Source organism: Planococcus sp. 11815 (assembly GCF_051096385.1).
Lineage (GTDB): Bacteria > Bacillota > Bacilli > Bacillales_A > Planococcaceae > Planococcus > Planococcus citreus.
The window spans coordinates 1,660,168-1,679,353 of record NZ_CP096991.1 but is presented as its reverse complement, the minus strand read 5'-3'; the positions used below and the strand labels follow the sequence as shown (position 1 = coordinate 1,679,353).

General features: G+C 41.9%; 17 protein-coding genes and 1 riboswitch. Of the genes, 6 read left to right on the top strand and 11 right to left on the bottom strand.

The genetic code is table 11. The annotated features are described in order from the left end of the window. Positions 1-105: 105 nt before the first annotated feature. Positions 106-215, bottom strand: a riboswitch (TPP riboswitch). Between the two features lie 97 nt (positions 216-312). The 3 genes from M1Q06_RS08540 to M1Q06_RS08530 form a co-directional block, all read right to left on the bottom strand. Continuing rightward, positions 313-609 carry a putative quinol monooxygenase gene (locus M1Q06_RS08540; RefSeq protein ID WP_434399286.1) on the bottom strand — a complete coding sequence of 99 codons (297 nt, stop codon included), beginning with the start codon at positions 607-609 and terminating at the stop codon, positions 313-315. Between the two features lie 29 nt (positions 610-638). Beyond that, entirely contained in the window at positions 639-1,067 is a 429-nt protein-coding gene (locus tag M1Q06_RS08535) for a MarR family winged helix-turn-helix transcriptional regulator (RefSeq protein ID WP_434399284.1), read from the bottom strand. A 106-nt stretch (positions 1,068-1,173) separates the two neighbouring features. Then, positions 1,174-1,818 carry a nitroreductase family protein gene (locus tag M1Q06_RS08530; RefSeq protein ID WP_434399282.1) on the bottom strand — a complete coding sequence of 215 codons (645 nt, stop codon included), beginning with the start codon at positions 1,816-1,818 and terminating at the stop codon, positions 1,174-1,176. 298 nt (positions 1,819-2,116) lie between these two features. Between M1Q06_RS08530 and M1Q06_RS08525 the strand changes: the two genes are divergently transcribed. Continuing rightward, the gene (locus tag M1Q06_RS08525) at positions 2,117-2,827 is read left to right on the top strand and encodes a hypothetical protein (RefSeq protein WP_434399280.1); all 711 of its coding nucleotides are present in this window, start codon (positions 2,117-2,119) and stop codon (positions 2,825-2,827) included. 85 nt (positions 2,828-2,912) lie between these two features. Here the strand turns inward: M1Q06_RS08525 and M1Q06_RS08520 are convergent, their stop codons facing one another. Next, on the bottom strand, positions 2,913-3,197 hold the full coding sequence (locus tag M1Q06_RS08520) for a hypothetical protein (protein WP_121299803.1): 285 nt from the start codon (positions 3,195-3,197) through the stop codon (positions 2,913-2,915). 299 nt (positions 3,198-3,496) lie between these two features. After that, the gene (locus M1Q06_RS08515) at positions 3,497-4,819 is read right to left on the bottom strand and encodes a PQQ-dependent sugar dehydrogenase (RefSeq protein ID WP_434399277.1); all 1,323 of its coding nucleotides are present in this window, start codon (positions 4,817-4,819) and stop codon (positions 3,497-3,499) included. Positions 4,820-5,521: 702 nt separating this feature from the next. Here M1Q06_RS08515 and M1Q06_RS08510 point away from each other — a divergent pair. Beyond that, complete coding sequence (locus M1Q06_RS08510; protein WP_204591927.1) at positions 5,522-5,800, top strand: DUF1905 domain-containing protein; 279 nt, start codon at positions 5,522-5,524, stop codon at positions 5,798-5,800. 603 nt (positions 5,801-6,403) lie between these two features. Here M1Q06_RS08510 and M1Q06_RS08505 read toward each other — a convergent pair. From M1Q06_RS08505 to M1Q06_RS08495, 3 genes are all read right to left on the bottom strand, one after another. Next, positions 6,404-7,372 (bottom strand): arsenic resistance protein, encoded by a 969-nt coding sequence (locus M1Q06_RS08505; protein WP_434399275.1) that lies wholly within the window; start codon positions 7,370-7,372, stop codon positions 6,404-6,406. A gap of 682 nt (positions 7,373-8,054) precedes the next feature. Continuing rightward, a complete protein-coding gene (locus M1Q06_RS08500) occupies positions 8,055-8,495 on the bottom strand; it encodes a disulfide oxidoreductase (RefSeq protein WP_434399273.1) in 441 nt (146 codons plus the stop codon). Beyond that, positions 8,495-9,178, bottom strand: coding sequence for a DsbA family protein (locus tag M1Q06_RS08495; protein ID WP_434399271.1), 684 nt, complete (start codon positions 9,176-9,178; stop codon positions 8,495-8,497). The genes M1Q06_RS08500 and M1Q06_RS08495 overlap by 1 nt, the downstream gene beginning before the upstream one ends. A 317-nt stretch (positions 9,179-9,495) precedes the next feature. On the opposite strand from M1Q06_RS08495, the gene M1Q06_RS08490 reads away from it, so the two are divergent. From M1Q06_RS08490 to M1Q06_RS08480, 3 genes are all read left to right on the top strand, one after another. Then, positions 9,496-10,110: a CadD family cadmium resistance transporter gene (locus M1Q06_RS08490; RefSeq protein ID WP_203333311.1), complete on the top strand. Its 615-nt coding sequence runs from the start codon at positions 9,496-9,498 to the stop codon at positions 10,108-10,110. A 79-nt stretch (positions 10,111-10,189) separates the two neighbouring features. Next, positions 10,190-10,555, top strand: a complete 366-nt coding sequence (locus M1Q06_RS08485) for an ArsR/SmtB family transcription factor (protein ID WP_434399269.1) — start codon at positions 10,190-10,192, stop codon at positions 10,553-10,555. Then, positions 10,548-12,968, top strand: coding sequence for a heavy metal translocating P-type ATPase (locus M1Q06_RS08480; RefSeq protein ID WP_434399267.1), 2,421 nt, complete (start codon positions 10,548-10,550; stop codon positions 12,966-12,968). The genes M1Q06_RS08485 and M1Q06_RS08480 overlap by 8 nt, the downstream gene beginning before the upstream one ends. Positions 12,969-13,137: 169 nt before the next feature. Here the strand turns inward: M1Q06_RS08480 and M1Q06_RS08475 are convergent, their stop codons facing one another. From M1Q06_RS08475 to M1Q06_RS08465, 3 genes are all read right to left on the bottom strand, one after another. Next, entirely contained in the window at positions 13,138-13,986 is an 849-nt protein-coding gene (locus tag M1Q06_RS08475; protein ID WP_121299835.1) for a cation diffusion facilitator family transporter, read from the bottom strand. Positions 13,987-14,427: 441 nt separating this feature from the next. Continuing rightward, a complete protein-coding gene (locus M1Q06_RS08470) occupies positions 14,428-16,473 on the bottom strand; it encodes a heavy metal translocating P-type ATPase (RefSeq protein ID WP_434399264.1) in 2,046 nt (681 codons plus the stop codon). Positions 16,474-16,523: 50 nt separating this feature from the next. Then, positions 16,524-17,426, bottom strand: coding sequence for a F510_1955 family glycosylhydrolase (locus tag M1Q06_RS08465; protein ID WP_434402784.1), 903 nt, complete (start codon positions 17,424-17,426; stop codon positions 16,524-16,526). 178 nt (positions 17,427-17,604) lie between these two features. On the opposite strand from M1Q06_RS08465, the gene M1Q06_RS08460 reads away from it, so the two are divergent. After that, positions 17,605-19,107 (top strand): multicopper oxidase family protein, encoded by a 1,503-nt coding sequence (locus tag M1Q06_RS08460; protein ID WP_434402782.1) that lies wholly within the window; start codon positions 17,605-17,607, stop codon positions 19,105-19,107. Positions 19,108-19,186: the final 79 nt, after the last annotated feature.

The window sequence follows — 19,186 nt, the reverse complement described above, 5'->3', positions numbered from 1 at the left end:
TCATAAAAGATGATTTCAGGAGCCGAGTCAGGGGACATATCCAATTGCGGATACAAAAAAGCGCCCAAGGTTATAGAAACCTTGGGCGCATATCATCGCAGAATAGACCGATTTGAATATGTTCCCTCCGCTGGTATTAGCCAGTTCAGGTTCCAAGGGTCAATATCTCACGGATATTCTCTCAATCGGCAACACCGATTCCCCCACATGTGTTTTATGAAATTAGCATTTGTCTTTCAAGGTCTATCTTGTCACAGTTCACCGAGATGTTCAAGCATTGCCTGATATCTCGTTTAAACCATCAAGTTTTTCTTACATTGGGACAGCTTCACCGCTATAGACTTTCAGTTCCATCGGCGCGCTCATGAATCCGGCTGCTTTTTTTGAAAATGCCGTGAAATGCTCGCTCGCGTTATGGGCTTTGATTGCTTGCGCATCTTTCCATACTTCGACCATCGTGTAATGGCCGTCCTTCTCGACCGATTTCATCAAATCGTATTGTACATTGCCTGGTTCTTGACGCGATGCTTCAATAAGAGTTTTGCCTTCATCTAAAAACGCTTGTTCTTGGTCAGGTTTTACTTGCAAATGTGCATGGATAATCATCATTTCATTTCGCCATCCTTTAATGTGTATTTTTAATAATCAACGATATTGTCTTGCATGCGCCGGAGCATATCGCTAAGCGCATCCACTTCCTCAGTGGTGAAATCGTGGAGCATTTGCTTGACGAAGCCTGTATTTTCTTTCCGGTATTCGACGATGCGCTCGCGGCCTTCATCGGTCAGGCTGACAAAAATGACGCGATTGTCTTCTGGATTTCTGCGCTTTTTGACCATGCCGCTCGCTTCAAGCTGTTTTAAATGGCGCGTGACCGCGGCGCTATCGATATTGACCAATTTTTGTAGCGTTGACTGGTTGATTTCGTCAACTTTATAAAGCTGCGACAATAACTCATAACGCGACGCACTGATGCCTGTGCAACGCTCGAACTTCGGGCTGATTTGATTGGTCAGGCCCTTAAACTGGTGCAGCACTTGTTCCTGCTTTGAAAATGAACACGGCATTGAAAGACCTCCTAAATAATCGATGAAGTCAATTGATAGCTGTGCCCACTATTCATTGACCAGTCAAATATAATACATAAATCCCGAATACTCAAGATTGGCTGGCTTAGCTCCAGGTTGTGGTCGTCTCGACCGGCAAGCGGTACGACTGGAAGCCGTCGTTGGCGGCTTTGCCAATCGTGAGAAGCATGACTGGCACATAACGCTCTTTGTCCAGGCCGAACGTTTCAGCGATTTTTTCCTTGTCGTAGCCACCGATCGGGTTGGTGTCGTAGCCGAATGCACGGGCAACGAGCATCAATTGCATGGACACAAGCCCTGAGTCCAATAGCACGATGTCTTTCATCTGCTCATTGGACATGCCTTCATACAAAGGTTTGAAGTAGCCGACTTGGAATTCTTTCACTTCTTCCGGCATATAGCCGAGTTCTACAGCTTTTCCGTAAATTTCTTCTGCGTATTCAATGTTGTTAAGGTCGCCGAACACGGCGATGACAGCTGATGCACTCATCACTTTTTCCAAGTTGAAAGATGCCAGCGGCGCAAGCTTTTCTTTTCCTTCTGCGCTGTCGATAACAACAAAACGCCAAGGCTGCATATTGATGGAAGAAGGGGCCGTGGATGCCTGTTCCAAAATTTCGGTCATTTCCTCGCGGCTGATTTTCACATCCGGGTCGTATTGCTTAATGGAACGGCGCCCATTGACGATTTCATTGAAATCATTGGTTTTTTTGTTTTGTAATGTGTTCATCTTAATTGCTCCTTTTTCTACCCTAATAGTTTTGAGAAATATTAATTGACCCCTCATTAATTGATGCCTCACATAATATAAAGCCGTTAAAGAAAAAATGCAACCAGAAAGTTTCACAAATCGAATCGCCAAGGCCAAGTCGGTTAGTTCTTTGCTAAAATTATGTAAAAGCGGCTTCATTATTTCTAAACGAAGCAGTACAATATAGAAAATCAATTTACGTTATTTATAGTACCCTTTAATTTAACAAAAGCTCGCCATTTCATCAGATCATTTCATCTGACAGGAGGCTTGGGTCATGCTGTTGATACCGTTCTTGATCGGCATAGTATTCATCTTGATCCATTTCTTCGCGAGCGTCCTGGTGCCTCGAGATAAACTGAAGCAAGTGAAGTGGTTCTCGTTTTCAGGCGGGTTAGCTGTTTCGTATATTTTTATCTACCTGCTCCCCACACTTCATAAGCAGCAAGCGGCGATCGAAGAACCGTACCGGCAGCTAACGATGGAGTCGGAAATCTATTTCATCGGCCTTCTCGGTGTCGTCTTGTTTGTCGGCATTCAAATCGTCATTCAGCAAAATTATATTTCCCACACCTCTACTTTCTGGTCGGTCATCGTGTTCTATGCTTTCTATAACGCGCTCGTATCCTACTCTGTCCTATCATTTGAAGTGTCAGCCATTCAAGCTTTGTTCTACTGCGTCGCGATCGGTCCGCATTTCATGGCGGTCGCCCATGATATGTGGCGGAAGTTTCCTGTGGAGTACAATAAATACGGTCGTTATATACTGGCTGTCGGCATTGTCGCCGGCTGGATTGTCGCTTTGACGACTGAACTGACGCCGCTGTTCAAATCGATCGTCTTCTCGCTCGTTTCCGGCGCCATGATCTTCACCGTATTCAAGCACGAATTGCCGAGCGAAAAGGACACGCATTTCCCGACTTTCCTTATTTCCGTCATCCTATACTCTGCGATTACGATTACACTGAAATTTGTGTTCGAATGGTAGATATCAAAATAAGCCCGGCACAGTTATGAACTGAGCCGGGCTTGTTTATTTTCGCTTCTCTTTTTCATAAACCGGTTCCATCATTTCAAAACAGATTGATTGCTCTATAAGGAATGATGTCTGTAAAGAACAAAATAAACGAGAACACCGTAATACCTATTCCTAACCAAAAATACTTTTTCCAACATTGTATGACGACGCCGAGCAAGAACACTGCAGCGGGGATTAGCCAGAGTGGAAAGATAACTTCAGGTGATTCCGGTCCATATTCGGAGATGAAGCCAGCTGCAAACCAATAAGATATGGGAAGTATAAAAAGTCCAGCTATAGGAAGGTATACAATACGCAGAAGTATGATGGTTAATTTCATAAAGAAACCTCCTCTTCATAAAACTGAATACGAAGCATAAATAACCTTATTAATGAAATGTTTTCGTATTTAAGCAATCGATAACCCCTTGGTAATTTGGGTAATTATACCATAAAAGACAATGAGAGTTGCTGATGGTTTCAAGCCCCTTCTTCTACAGCCATTACACTTTCAATCTATTCAAACAGCAAATAAACAGGCATTCATGAGAATACATGAATGCCTGTTTATTTAATATTTTCATACCACTCAAATTAATGACGCTGATATGAGAGTAGATGCTTTTAGAGGATAATAAATTATTCTGCTGCAGTAATCTGGTAAATCAGACCGCCATCAGTGCTCGCAATAAGCGCGCCATCTTCAGTTACAAGAATGTCACGGAAACGTTGAGCTTCATCAGTCAATAGTCGTTCTTCTCCAACGATGATGTCATCTTCAATAACGACACGTACAATATAGTTCGGGGCTAAACCACCGATAAACAAATTGTTCTCCCATTCAGGGATTGCGTCATTATCATAGAATGACATACCACTTGGTGCACTTGTTGGATCCCAATAATATCTTGGTTCCACAAAGCCTTGCGCTTCGTGCTCTGAAATACCATCATTGATTAATTCACCAGTGTACTCGATACCATAAGAAACAATTGGCCATCCATAGTTGTTCGCTGGTTCAATGATATTCAGTTCATCCCCAGCTTGTGGACCGAATTCAACAATCCATAAGTCTCCTGTTTCAGGGTTGTAGTCTATGCCTTGAATATTACGGTGACCATAGCTGTAAATACCATCCAGTGCGTCTTCATCTTCGACAAATGGATTTGAATCTACTGGCTCTCCATCTTGTGTAATGTGAATGACTTTACCTAAGTAAGCGTCCAAGTCTTGTGCACGTTCACGAATTGGATCGTCTGAACGCTCACCAGTTGTTAGGAATAGGTTGCCCTCCTCATCGAAGATAATACGACCGCCATAGTGTAAGTCGCCATCATATGCCGGTGTTGCTTGGAAGATGACTTCAAAATCTTCAAGTGAGGATTCATCTTCTGATAACACACCTTTACCGACAGCAGTGACGGTACCGTCTTCAAGATCTTGAGAAAACGTCATGAATACTGCTCTTGATTCGTCAAAATCAGGTGCAACGGCTACATCAAGCAAACCGCCTTGACCTGAGTTATTCACTTCTGGTGTACCTTCGATTGGATCTGAAACAGAACCATCTTCAAGGTTTACAATAAGAAGTTCTGCTGCATCTCTTTGCGTCACAAGTAAGCGGTTTGGTTCAAACTCTACCATACCCCAAGTCACGCCAAGACCTTCAACCACAACTTCCTCATTAAGTTCTGTTTCAGTCTCTACTGCAGGTGCTCTAGTTTGTTCTGGAAATGCTGGTTCAAACTCAGTGACTTTGGGTTCAGTTTCTGCACTTTCATTTGCGCCCTCGTCTGCACCTTCTTCTGTTGTAGTGCCCTCATCTGTACTTTCTTCTGTTGTAGCATCAGAGTCATTTGTTGACTCTTCTTCTGAAGCATCTTCATTGCCACATGCTCCTAAAGCCAACACAGAACTTAGAACTGTGAGGGACATTAATCTTGACCACGAATTTTTCGTCATTAGTGTTCCTCCCCTTTTTTCTATTTAACACACTATATATTCCTTTCCCCAAAAACCCAGTATTAAAACTTGGTTAAGAATTCCATTTCCTAAGTAATATATGAAACTCCTTTGAAAATAATGTCATCATAATTATTTGAAAATGAAAAGTAATGTGATTTTTTTTATGGTTAGAGGAAAAAAAGAAGTTTATGACAAAGAAATCACATCTACAATCATTGTTATATATATTTGTTGTGTCAGAGGTTACGATAATGATTTCAAGATCATGGCTTATTCAGAACGAAATGGCAGTCAATACGAAGGTGGGTATTTCTATTACGTGTTTGTGCGGGTGCACTTTAAAATGAAACAAGATGTGTTTGCCACCATGTTGGATTTATTTTAGTTACAGAACTATGGAACACAATCTTTCTTTTCATATTAAGAGCGGCCGTAAATATACTTTTTTAGGAAACAATAACAAAAAGAGAGAAGATTCGGCTTACCGCCTTCTTCTCTCCCTTCTAATCTGTAGCTTCCGATAATTCGGCAATATGTAAACTGTTTAAGCATGCATGTTGAGCTCTCGTTGGAACGTGAAAGTCTACTGAAACTTCTGCTTTATGCTCATCTTATTGGATACTATTTAAGGGTAAGCAGCGACAGTTACTGCTAATCCTTGATTATTGGTAAACTTAATGAGAAACGAGGTGACTTATTATGATCAAAATAATTGATAATCAGAAACTCGAATTGCAGTACAAAAAAGGATTTGGAGCGTGGACGTATCATATTAGACTTCCTGGCACGGCCAGTATTCAAGGGAAATGGGGATACCTAAAGGTGTCTGGTACAATTGATGACTTTGAAATAAAAAGCATTAATTTGGCTCCAAGAAAAAATGAAGACAAGATTATTTCAATCAATCAAGAAGTTAGAGACGCAATTGGCAAAAGTGGTGGCGATATGGTAATGGTCACTTTATATCTGCATGATTAGCCTACTAAGAAGATAAGCAAATCGAATTCCCAGGTTAGACAAAAGGTTTTCTCAAAGTTCCTTATTTAGGAGCTCTGACCATTCATCATATGGTTTTTTGCTACTTATAGAGTTTTATGAATTAATATAACTTCTTCGTGACATCGATTATTTAGGTGTCACTTCAAGAGATAATATGAACCAATTTCAAGCTATATTTTTTACCGGAGTTTTAAAAAACCAGTAGCCTTCTATAAGGATTACTGGTTTTATAATTATATATTTCATTTAGAAAGACTTCCGATAAGGGGTCATATGTTAACTCAACTTAGCTATCTTCCCAATCACTCTCTTCTTTTCTGTATTTGGCAGATAAGAAATGTATATAATGGCAATTAAGAATATTCGGTTAGATGTATAAATTCTCTGCCCTATGTCGCTTGACACGGAGCCTCTGCGGGTACGATTTCACGCAAAGGAATGAGCTATGTGACTTTGCATAGCACACGAGCTTATCATACCCGCCACTCCGTATAAAGCGTTGAATATGCGGTAATTCATGCATTCCCTTAATTGCCAAACACTACATTCCTCAAATGCCAGTAACAGCTTTTCGGCAAACAGCTATTTGAAATTATTTACTGGCTTGTTTTTCCTTAAAGTGAGCAATGCTTGAGAAACAATCGCTAACACGGGCAATTCAATAAGTGGACCAATGACTAAGGCTAATGCAATCAAGGGTTGATCCGGAAAGGCGATGACCGCAATCGCTAACGAAACGGGCGAATTGCGTGCAATGATGGTAAGGCTTAGGCTCACTGTATCTTCGTATGAAAATTTCATGGCTTTCCCTACAGTTTGGGCAAGTACGAAGTTAACAACGAAGAAAAGTAACACCGGTATGACTAGTACAGAAATGGCCTCAAGATTATTGATTAAATAATTTCCTTGCGACGCGAACATGGCCATGATTGCTATGGCTAAAAAAATGATTTGTGCAGTAGCGAAAAAAGGGACCAACTTCTTATTTAAGAAGGCTTTTTTCTTCCTCAAGCTATAACGGGTCAAGTGTGCAAGAGCGAAAGGAATTACCAGTACCAATAGAATACTTTCTCCAATGGTCGATAACGGAATGGATTGAATCGTACCAGCAAAAATGAATAGATAGACGGGCAGAAGCACTACCTGAAGGATCAAATTAATCGGTAAAACAGACGTGGACAAGGGTATATTCCCTTTGGCTATGGAAGTGAACATCAAGTACCAGTCGGTACAAGGCGTCACCATCAGCATGATAAAACCAATCCAAAGAGCTGGATGCTCAGAAAGGAAGATAGCTCCCAGCCCCCACGCTACTAAAGGTGTCCAGATAAAATTGATAAAGATGCTGGTATTTAAGAACTTGCGATTTTCAAAAGCATCTTTCAAGTGCTGCAATGGAATGTTTAGAAATAACCCGTAAAGCATCAGTAGTAAAAACGGAACGATGAAAGACTCTGCATACGTTTCAAAAAAAACAACCTGTCCCAGTAATAGTCCGATTCCTACTGCCGATAAAATGATAACAGTTTGAAACTTTTCGAATACGTTCATGATGGCACTCCTTTACGGAAAGAGAAAACTAACTATATGAGCGACTGCCTCTTAAGATTAACTAAGTCAAAAAACTTAAGCCAGCACTTTTACAAACAAAAGAGAAAGAAAACAAGCTTTGAACAGCCTCTTCTCTCTCTTTGTGTTTATACAGCTTCCGATAATCCCATAACACGTAAACCCAAATTCATTTTATACTTGCCGTAAATCCTATACATTCAGGATCTTCATTCGTCAATATATCAAAAAATGTTTGATATCTTAGGCAGGTATACTAAAGTTAAGTGTAGGAACGACACGTACCAATTCATTCAATTTTTGCTGGTGTTTCTTCTGATATCGTATCAATGATGAGCACTTAGCTACTTCAACATCAAAAGGAGGAGAATAGGTGACACGAACTAAACATGTCTCAAAAGATTGGTCTTCTACTATCGGTTTTCTTTTTTATAGTGGAGCTCTATTTATTTGGTCCATATATGATTTTATAGTAACTGATAAAATTGGCTGGCAAATGCCTATCTTATTCATCGGCCTAGCCATCTATCTGTGGTCGAAAGTATTCAAGTACCAGAAGAGCGTGAAAGCATCTTTAACAGACAGACGGTAGTAAATGAAGGAATTTGAAAAGCGCTTCTCTCATTCGGAGAAAAGCGCTTTTTACTGTCTATCAATTACTATATTAATTTGCTTTTTTCTTCACAATCAGCAACACCATCGCACTCGTAATCAAAAGAAAAGCAACAAATGCAAGGAAAGGGATAGTAATGAATCCTAACCAATTGACATACTCCGCACTGCAAGGAACTCCGCTCACACAGGGCCGGACCCCGCCGAACCCTGGAATTTTCTGTTCCATGTAATGCATGGCCGAGATGCTTCCCCCGATAACAGATAGTGGCAGAACATAACGGGCAACCTTCCAATCGTTCTGAAACGTCGCAATCCCCAAAATGAAAACAAGGGGATACATGAAAATCCGCTGGAACCAGCACAGATCACATGGAATGAACCCTTTGATTTCACTAAAATACAGGCTTCCGAGCGTCGCAATTAACGAGACAAACCAAGCCCCGTACAGCAAGAAGCCACTTTTATCCGATTGTTTGTTGGTCTCTTCCATTAGTTGTCCTCCGCTAATGCTTCATCGATCAGTGCTTTGATGGCATCGTAATCAAACGGATCTTCCAATGTCTGTCCATTGACGACTATCGTCGGTGTCAAAGCCACACTGTGCTCTTCTACCAAGGCCTTATCCGCATCCACTTTATCCATTGTCTCTTGCTTTTCCATGTCCGCTTTCATCTGGACTTGGTCAATGGCTGGAAATTCGGCGGCCACTTCCAGAGCTTTCTCCGGTGTCAGCCAGGCGGCATCGTGATTTGCAGCTGGCTGCGCCGCAAATAAGGCTTTGTGGAAATGCCAATAGGATTCCGGACTTTGTTCGTAAACGGCTTCGGCAGCCAAAGAACCCACCACCGATTCATTGCCGTGGAAAAGAACGTTGATATAGGAGAATTTCACATCGCCCGTATCGACATAGTCCGCCACCAATTGCGGGTACACCATTTCCCCCCATGCTTTACAAGATGGGCACTTGAAGTCGCCAAATTCAACAACCGTGATCGGTGCATCACTTTCGCCAAGTGTTGGCTGACCCGTGATATCCACTTCTGTGGTCTCTACTGTCGAGGCACTTTGCTGGTTTGTCAATACTACGATTGCCGCTAGAATTCCGAGAGCCAAAATGGTTAAGAGAACCGCCAGCTTCATCCCCGATTGTTTCTTCTTATTGTTTTTCTTCATAGTAATCCTCTTTCCTATCGTGATTTATCAATCAATTACTCGTCATCGTTCCCACATACATTTTCTAGCATTCATAGAAATAGAATGCTTAACAAGACAAGTCCGGATTAGCTACACCTATTTTCCGATTCGCCTTGCCGTTTGTCACTCCCTGTTCATTCTAACAAGCCTGTTCAAATATTAAAACAATCATTTGAATGTATAATTGACAATCTAACGAAATCTTTGTACACTTGTATTAATCAAACGTTCGTTTGAACGTATAACTATTAGAAGGATATTAGTTGGCTCTGATATCCATAAAGGAGTTGGTGGAGCTGATTACGACAATTTTTTCCGCTGTTGCAGCTTACGTTGCGACCAGCATCGATTATGTCATCATTTTGTTGATCCTGTTTTCGCAGACGATGAAAAAAGGTCAGTTAAAATCCATTGTCATCGGTCAATATTTGGGAACAGCCATATTAGTGGGTGTCAGTCTATTGGCTGCGTATGGCTTGACGCTCGTACCGACTCACTGGGTCGGTCTGCTCGGTCTCATACCGATTTATTTGGGAGTCAAGGTTTGGAAGCGAGAGGAAGAAGAGAACGACGAAGAGGATCTCCTGTCCCGCTTGTCTTCCGGAAAGTCCAATCGCTTGTTTGTCACCATAACGGTCATTACACTGGCGGCCGGCGGGGATAACATCGGCGTCTACATACCCTACTTTTCAACCTTGAATCCAAGTGAAACCGTTGTGATGCTTGTCGTCTTTGCCATTATGATCGCTATTTTGTGTTACCTCAGTTACCGCTTGGCATCCGTTAAATCGGTCTCTGAAACCATCGAGAAATGGGAACGTTGGATTGTGCCGGTTGTCTTTATCGGACTCGGCATCTTGATTATGGTGGAGAACGGGACATTCCGTTTCCTTTGGAGTCTGGTGAGCTGAAGTGATTTTTCTCTTTTTCTATTCTTATAGAAGAAAAGCTTGCTGCAAAAAATTAAATTGATGAAAAGGGGAAAATAAAATGAGCAAAGATACGTGCGAAATTTTATGTGTGGATGAGGAAAAAGTAGAGCGAGTCCAGCAACAGCTTTCGGAACAAAATCCGTTGGAAGTGGCGAAAATTTTTAAGGCATTATCTGACGATACGAGAATCAAAATTGCCTATGCCTTATCGCTGGAGGACAAGCTCTGTGTCTGTGATGTTGCGAATATCATCGGCTCTTCTATGGCGACCGCCTCCTACCATCTGCGACTGTTAAAAAATATGGGGTTGGCAAAATACCGCAAAGAAGGCAAATTGGTCTATTATTCGTTGGATGACGCGCATGTGAAACATCTCGTGCAAGTGGCCTTCACTCACCAGAAAGAGGGTGTCAGCGTTGGTTGAGAAAGCAAAGATAGAAGAAGAAAAAACCGTCTACCGTATTGAAGGATTTTCGTGCGCCAACTGTGCCGGGAAATTCGAGAAGAACGTCAAAAATCTTTCCGGTGTTGAGGATGCAAAAGTGAATTTTGGCGCTTCCAAAATTTCTGTTTACGGTGAAGCGACAGTTGAGGAATTGGAAAAAGCAGGTGCTTTCGAGAATTTGAAAGTAGCACCCGAAAAACCGAAACGCCAGACGGCACCCGAAGTGAACGTGGGAGAAGAAGATAAAAATGTCTTCCGTGTGGAAGGCTTTACGTGTGCCAACTGTGCCGGAAAATTTGAGAACAACGTCAAGAAAATTCCCGGTGTCCAAGATGCAAAAGTGAATTTCGGGGCTTCGAAAATTTCTGTTTACGGGAAGGCCTCGGTTGAAGAATTGGAAAAAGCCGGCGCTTTTGAAAATTTGAAGGTCGCTCCTGAAATCACAAGTCGGCAAGCTGGTCCGAAAATGGAAACCGAAAAAACGACGACTGCAAAAGAGAAGAAAGTGCCGTTCTACCAAAAGTACAGCGTCTTGCTCTACTCCACCCTGTTGATTGTCTTCGGGTACATTTCCCAGTTCGTCAACGGGGAAGAAAACCTGATGACGTCCCTCCTGTTCGTGGCAGCCATCGTCATTGGCGGATACTCGCTCTTTAAAGTCGGTTTTCAGAATTTGATACGCCTGGATTTCGACATGAAAACCTTGATGACGGTTGCCGTCATTGGGGCAGCCATCATCGGCGAATGGGCGGAAGCTTCCATCGTGGTCATTCTCTTCGCCATCAGTGAAGCATTGGAACGCTATTCCATGGACCGGGCCCGACAATCTATCCGTTCGTTGATGGACATTGCCCCGAAAGAGGCACTGGTTCGACGAAATGGACAAGAACAGCTGATTTCGGTGGACGACATTGCCGTCGGGGATACCATGATCGTCAAACCCGGACAAAAGATTGCGATGGACGGCATGGTGGTCAACGGCTATTCGGCGGTCAATCAGGCAGCGATTACCGGTGAATCCGTACCTGTCGCCAAAACGGTGAATGATGAAGTCTTCGCCGGCACGCTGAACGAAGAAGGTTTGCTCGAAGTCAAAGTCACTAAGCTGGTCGAAGACACGACCATTGCAAAAATCATCCATTTGGTAGAAGAAGCGCAAGGCGAACGGGCTCCTTCACAGGCGTTTGTCGATAAATTCGCCAAATATTATACACCGATCATCATGGCCGTTGCGGCACTCGTGGCCATTGTCCCTCCCCTCTTGTTTGACGCCAGCTGGGAAACCTGGGTCTATCAAGGGCTGGCTGTGCTAGTCGTGGGTTGTCCGTGTGCGTTGGTCATTTCGACTCCGATTTCTATTGTATCTGCTATCGGGAATGCAGCGAAAAAAGGCGTTTTGGTAAAAGGCGGTGTGTACCTGGAAGAAATGGGTGCCATCAAAGCGATTGCGTTTGACAAGACCGGCACCTTGACCAAAGGGGTTCCCGTCGTCACGGACTTTGAGGTATTGAACAAGAGCATCAATGAAAAAGAACTGCTTTCCATCGTCACAGCGCTGGAGTATCGCTCACAGCACCCCCTTGCTTCGGCCATCATGAAAAAAGCGGACGCAGAAAACATTTCTTATTCTTCGGTCTTGGTCGAGGACTTCTCATCCATTACCGGCAAAGGGATTAAAGGGACCGTAGAAGGGATCACGTACTACATCGGCAGCCCCATTCTCTTCAATGAGCTGGGCGCCGCAAGTGCCGATAAGAACTTGGAACAAACCGTCACAACTCTTCAAAATCAGGGCAAGACGGCGATGATCATCGGAACGGAACAGAATATCCTGGCGGTCATTGCCGTGGCAGATGAAGTCCGTGAATCCAGCAAGGAAGTCATTCAGAAGCTGCATCAAATGGGCATCAAGAAGACGATCATGCTGACGGGCGACAACAAAGCGACCGGTCAGGCCATCGGCCGAGAGGTCGGTGTCACCGAAATCCAAGCCGAACTGATGCCCGAAGACAAATTGAATGTTATCAAACGCTTACGGGCCGAGTACGGCAATGTGGCGATGATTGGAGACGGCGTGAACGACGCGCCGGCACTCGCTGCTTCTACTGTCGGAATTGCCATGGGCGGTGCCGGAACTGATACCGCGATGGAGACCGCTGATGTGGTCTTGATGGGAGATGATTTGAGCAAACTGCCGTTCACGGTGAAGTTGAGCCGGAAATCATTGAACATCATTAAAGCGAACATTGCGTTTGCTATTGGCATCAAAGCGATTGCGCTGCTGTTGGTCATTCCAGGTTGGTTGACCCTGTGGATCGCGATTATGTCCGATATGGGCGCTACCCTCCTAGTTGCCCTCAACAGTTTACGGCTGATGCGCGTAAAAGAATAAAAAGAAACAGCGTGCACCTGAAAAGATGCACGCTGTTTTTGCATTTCTATTAGAAGATGCGCCTCCTCCTTTTTAAAAGTCTGTTAAAACAGCTGATAATCAATTGATAGGTCTGTATTAAATTCCATCAAGGTTTACATAGAAATCTCATGAATTAAAAGAAGGGGTATTAGTGGTCTTTCCATTCCAATTCAATGGCTGAGTGAGCAATTTTCAGGTTGGAAGTGGCCTTTCTTACGTTTTCTTTTATAGCGGTTGAATCTGCAAGGCTATTTCCTTTAACAGAAAGATGTAGATTCAGGGCATTATCTTCTCCGTCGATTGACCAAATGTTTAACTCCTGAACCGCTAATACTCCGGGAATTTTTTCGATTTTCACCTGTATTTCTTCTATATTAATTCCCTCGGGTACGCCTTCCAACAAAATTTTCATAGTTTTAGTCAGATTGCGTACAACGTTTACCAAAATAAACAAGGCAATTGCAAGAGATAAGATTGGGTCTAGAATATGGATATCCTTGAAAAGCAGAACAATACCGACAATCAGCACTGCCACCCATCCCAAAACATCTTCGAGCATATGCCAGGACAAGATTCCTTCATTTACAGATTTCCCTTTGTGTAACTTGAAAGCTGCATAACCATTTAAAAGAACGCCTACAATAGCAAACCAAATCATGCCTTGGGCATTGGAGTGTTCGGGATTAAACAGCAAAGGGATGGCTTGAGTAAAGATATAAATAGAGCCAGCAATCAAAACAGCTGCATTAATTAATGCGCTCAAAAGGGAAAAACGTTTATAGCCGAACGAAAACTTTTCATCCCCTTCTTTATTTGAAAAGTTTTGGAGAAACCAGGAAATCCCTAAAGCAATGGCATCCCCTAAATCATGAATGGCATCCGACATGATGGCGACACTGTTAATCAAAAAGCCGCCAATGAGTTCTCCTATCGAAAATAGAAGGTTAATCGCGAAAGCCAACTTAATATTCTTAGTGGATTTATGAGCTTTTGCCATTATAGTTCTCCTTTCTTTAGGTACTTTTTATCTTCTCTATTCTAAGATCAAAATTAATAAAAGAATTGTTTCTTGTGCCTTATCCTTTACTAACTCTTTGTATGGTTAGTATTCTATTCCCGAGAAATAATAAAATATGCTAGGTAAAGGGGCTTTAGTACCTCGCTAAGCGGTCATGCAGAATGATGAGGAATTTATTATCACGTAGGAATTATTGCAAAAGCGCCTGATATAACTTCATCTGCTATTCTTTTCTCTTGCTGCTTTAATATACTCAGCTATTTAAAAGATAACTAGTTAATTTTTGAAAAAAAGCGTTCGCAAAAGGACACTTACATGAACAAAAAGAAGGGAAGAAGCTACATCTAAGCTTTTTCCCTTCCGATAACCGCTGATATGTAAACTTAAAAAGAAACAATTAACCGACTTATTTGTCATGACTCATGCTCTTAACAATTTGGCATTAATCGCCACAATAATGGTGCTCAAACTCATGAAGACAGCGCCGATTGCTGGGCTGATCACAATTCCCCAAGGTGCTAAAACCCCTGCAGCTAACGGAATAGCAAAGATGTTGTACCCTGTTGCCCACCATAAATTCTGGACCATTTTTCGGTAGGTCTTCTTCGAAAGATCGATCAACGCCACCACATCGTTCGGGTTGCTTTTCACAAGTACCACATCAGCCGTTTCCATCGCTACGTCCGTTCCAGCCCCGATGGCGATTCCAAGATCGGCTGTTGCCAGTGCCGGCGCATCATTAACCCCGTCTCCAGTCATCGCTACTTTCCATCCTTTATCTTTGATCTTTTTGATTTGGGTGGCTTTATCATCTGGAAGCACTTCTGCGTATACTTCGTCAATGCCAAGCTGTTTCGCTACCCAATCAGCTACTTTTTGATTGTCCCCGGTCAACATAATTGAATTTATTCCTTGTGCTTTTAATGCTGATACGGCTTCTTTAGCAGTTTCGCGTACGATATCAGCGAGAGCAATCATACCGGCAAGTTCGTCATCAACCAAAATAAATACAACTGTTTTTCCTTCTTCCGATAACTCATTAAATTGCTGTTCATCAAAGTTTAAATTATTTTCATTCACATATCTCGGACTGACCACATTTATTTTCAGATCGCCCACTCGCCCTTGTATACCTTTTCCAGTAATCGATTCAAAGTCGGTTACTCGTTTCTGTTCAAGTCCTTGACCCATCGCGGAATTTACAATACCCGTCGCAATGGGGTGCTCTGAGTTTTGTTCGATCGCAGCAGCCAGTTGTAGAACATCCTCTTCTGTGTAATATCTACTCGGCATAATATCGGTAACGCCGAATTCTCCTTTTGTTAACGTGCCTGTCTTATCAAAAACTACCGCATTTAAATGGCGTGCATCTTCAAACCCTGCCCGATTGCGAATTAACAAGCCCTTTTTAGCTGATATCGATGTGGAAACGGCTACAACGAGTGGTGCCGCTAGACCTAATGCGTGAGGACATGTGATTACCATAACCGTAACCATTCGTTCCACTGCTACATCAACAGTGTAGCCTATGAGAATCCAAGTAGAAAAGGTTACAAGTCCTGCTACGATGGCTAAGTAAAATAGCCACTTAGCTGCGCGATTTGTTAAATCTTGTGTTCGAGATTTGGACTCTTGGGCTTCTTTTACTAGCTTAACTACTTGTGATAAATAAGAGGCTTCCCCTGTCTTTTCAACTTCGACTATTAAGGACCCTTCATTATTTACAGATCCCCCAATAACTTGGTCGCCTTCTTCTTTTTCAACAGGATGCGATTCTCCTGTGAGTAAAGATTCATCAATTGTTGATTTTCCTTCAATGATTAATCCATCTACTGGAACTTTTTCGCCTGGTTTGACTAATAAGCGATCGTTGTTTTGGATTTCTGCTAATGGTACATCATGAGCGTTGTTATTTTCGTCTAGTTTATGTGCCTCGTTTGGCATGAGCTGAATCAACTCTTCTAAAGCATTGGACGCTCCCATAATTGAACGCATTTCGATCCAATGGCCAAGTAACATAATGACAACTAACGTAGCTAACTCCCAAAACAACTGATTACCGTCCCACCCAAAAACAACCATCGTACTATACCCATAGGCAATGGTGATTGCTAATGCGATCAAGGTCATCATACCTGGATTTTTCTTTTTAAGTTCCTGAATTCCTCCAGTTAAAAACGGCCATCCGCCATAAAAGAAAACAATAGTGGATAAGACAAATAAAATATATAGGTCGTTATCAAATCGCCAATCAACGCCTAAAAAATTTTGAATCATTGGAGACAAGGCTAAGATGGGTATAGTTAGAATCATTGATATATAAAATCGCTTTTTAAAATCTGCTACTATATCTCCGTGACCGCCATGGCCATCGTGATTATGGTTTGAATGATTTGCCTTCCCTTTATCATGCTCATGCTCCGAAGCTTGTTGTTCATGATTATGATGTGAGTTTTTATTGTTCATCTTAATCACTCCTTTTAATTGACTTATCCTCAGCTATAACCGGTGTTTGGTTAATCTACCTTGCCTTGCTGGAGTAAAGACGACCACGTACCTCCATTGTCTTGTGTTAAAAAAGCTTTTCCTTGCAGTGTATACAATCCCAATTCTTCCTCATTAGCAGGGTTTTGAGCAATAAAAGCTACCGCATCTTTCTTCAAATTTGGCAAACTGACTTGTTCTTCCTGGTTAGTTGTTGTATATTTGGTCAACATTGCATTTTCTTCGTAGCTCGCGTAATACAATTCAGTTTCATTAAAGAAAACTGCTGTACCTCGAACTGCTTCCTCTGTAATTCGTTCGAATTGTTCTCCACCGTCTTTAGAGACATATACCCCCGTAGACGTTGCTGCTGCGACTAAATTGGAGTTGCTAGGATGCAAAGCAATCGCTGAAAGTTCTCCTTCTAATCCTGCTGCATTTACAGACTCCCATTGATCTTGCGTACTCTTACGTTTATAAAACCCAACTGCTAATTCAGAGTTCACTTCTGGATTTAGCAGGAAGATATCGTGGCTCTCATATCCTACGGCCAATGCATGAAAATCTGTTTCTCCTTCAAAAGCAATATGCTCCAAAGATTTCCAACTATCTGTACTCTTTTGAATCCCAAGTGGATTTGGCATATCTGAATCGGCACTCGGATGTCCAGATGTATAAAACCCTTCGTCTGTAGGACTGAACCCCATGTAATCGAAAAAATTATCCGAAATAGTATACCAACTTCCTTCGCGGTGAATTTTCAAACCCGTATGACTCGCAAAATACAATCCATCATTATTTCCAGCATAGCCTATTTCATGGACATGATTGAGTTCACCACTGTATGGAATTTCTTTTGTTGGTTCTTTCTCTTCATTACATCCCGACAAAATTACCGCACTCATGATAATTATTGATCCTAAATTTTTCAACATTGCTGTATTCCTACTTTCTACCATTCGATTCTAGAATAAGTATAAAAGAATAGTTTTGATTTTCTGTGCAGATAAATTTTTTCAACTTTTATCCATAACTGTGTCACTATTTCTGCACAAGATATTCACATATTAGGTTTACAGTAGCAATATAATAAATACGAAAGAAGGGTAAACAATGCGTGCATTTCTTAAGTTGATCGGGCTCATGGTTTTTTTGTTACTAATTCTATCTGCTTGTTCTGGTAATCGTGGTGGAATGGATTCAAATATGATGAACGGAGAAGATTCTGACCAAAGTATGGGAGGGATGAATCAAGGGGGAATGGGTTCAATGATGGATCATGGGAATGTACCTTCCCTTGCCTCTTCTGAGGGTTCCAATGAATTAACTATACCTCCATTGCTTGAAAAGCAGCAGGGTCAAAATTATGATTATGAAGTCGTTGCCCAACAAGGAACTACCGAGTTTTACAAAGGAATATCAACGGAAACTTACGGATATAATGGCGACTTACTAGGCCCCACTCTCACAATAGAAGAAGGCGAAAAAGTGGAGGTTAAAATTACAAATGACTTAAACGAACCTACTACATTTCATTGGCACGGACTTGAAGTTGCTGGTGAGATAGATGGAGGACCTCTTGATGAAATCCAACCTGGAGAAAGTCGGATTATAACGCTCGAAGCAGATCAACCAGCGGCAACTTTATGGTATCATCCACACGTTCATGAAATGACCGCTGAGCAAGTATATAGAGGCTTATCTGGTATGTTGCTTATCGATAGCTCCGATAAGGAAGAACTAGTTATACCTAACGATTATGGAGTTAACGATATTCCCTTGATTTTCCAAGATCGCCTTTTTAGTGAAGACAAACAGTTGAATTACAACCAACTTATGGATGAAGATGGCACATTAGGAGACGTTTCTATCGTGAATGGCACAATCAATCCTAAATTAACGATTACAAAACCAATTATGCGTTTCCGTGTATTAAATGGATCGAATGCACGAAACTACACATTTAGTTTAAGCAATGACGCTAGCTTTACTCAAATTGCTTCTGATGGAAGTTTGCTCGATGAACCTGTAGAAATACAAGAATTAACATTAGCGGCATCAGAGCGCGCAGAAATTTTGATAGATTTTTCAAAACTAACAGCCGAAGAATCACTCGCTATCATAAACGATGAAGGCGTTGAATTATTGCCATTTGATGTGAAACTTGAAGATGCTACTGCAAATCCAACGGAAAAGTGGACGACAGAGGAGCCATTCTTAACGCCGGAAGAAAAAGAAATGCCTATTGAAAAAAACATTGAATTGTTTGGCATGATGGATATGGTAACGATTAACGGCAAAAAATTTGATGCCGATCGCATTGACTTACGCCAAGAACAAGGCGTTACTGAAGTATGGGAAGTGTACAATAAGAAGGATATGATGGGTGGTATGATTCATCCGTTTCACATTCATGGGACGCAATTTAAAGTGATTTCTCGTGACGGCAAGGAAGTAGACCCTAGCGAACAAGGCTTGAAAGATAGTGTATTAGTTAATCCAGGTGAAAAAGTGAAATTGCTCGTGACGTTTCCAGAGAAAGGTGTATATGTTTTTCACTGTCACATCTTAGAGCATGAAGATAGTGGCATGATGGGACAAATTGAAATCTATTGAAGAATAAGACACCCGCAAGAAGTTCCTAGGGAACTTCTTGCGGGTGTCTTTCAACTCGATTTTAAAACATTTTGAAATC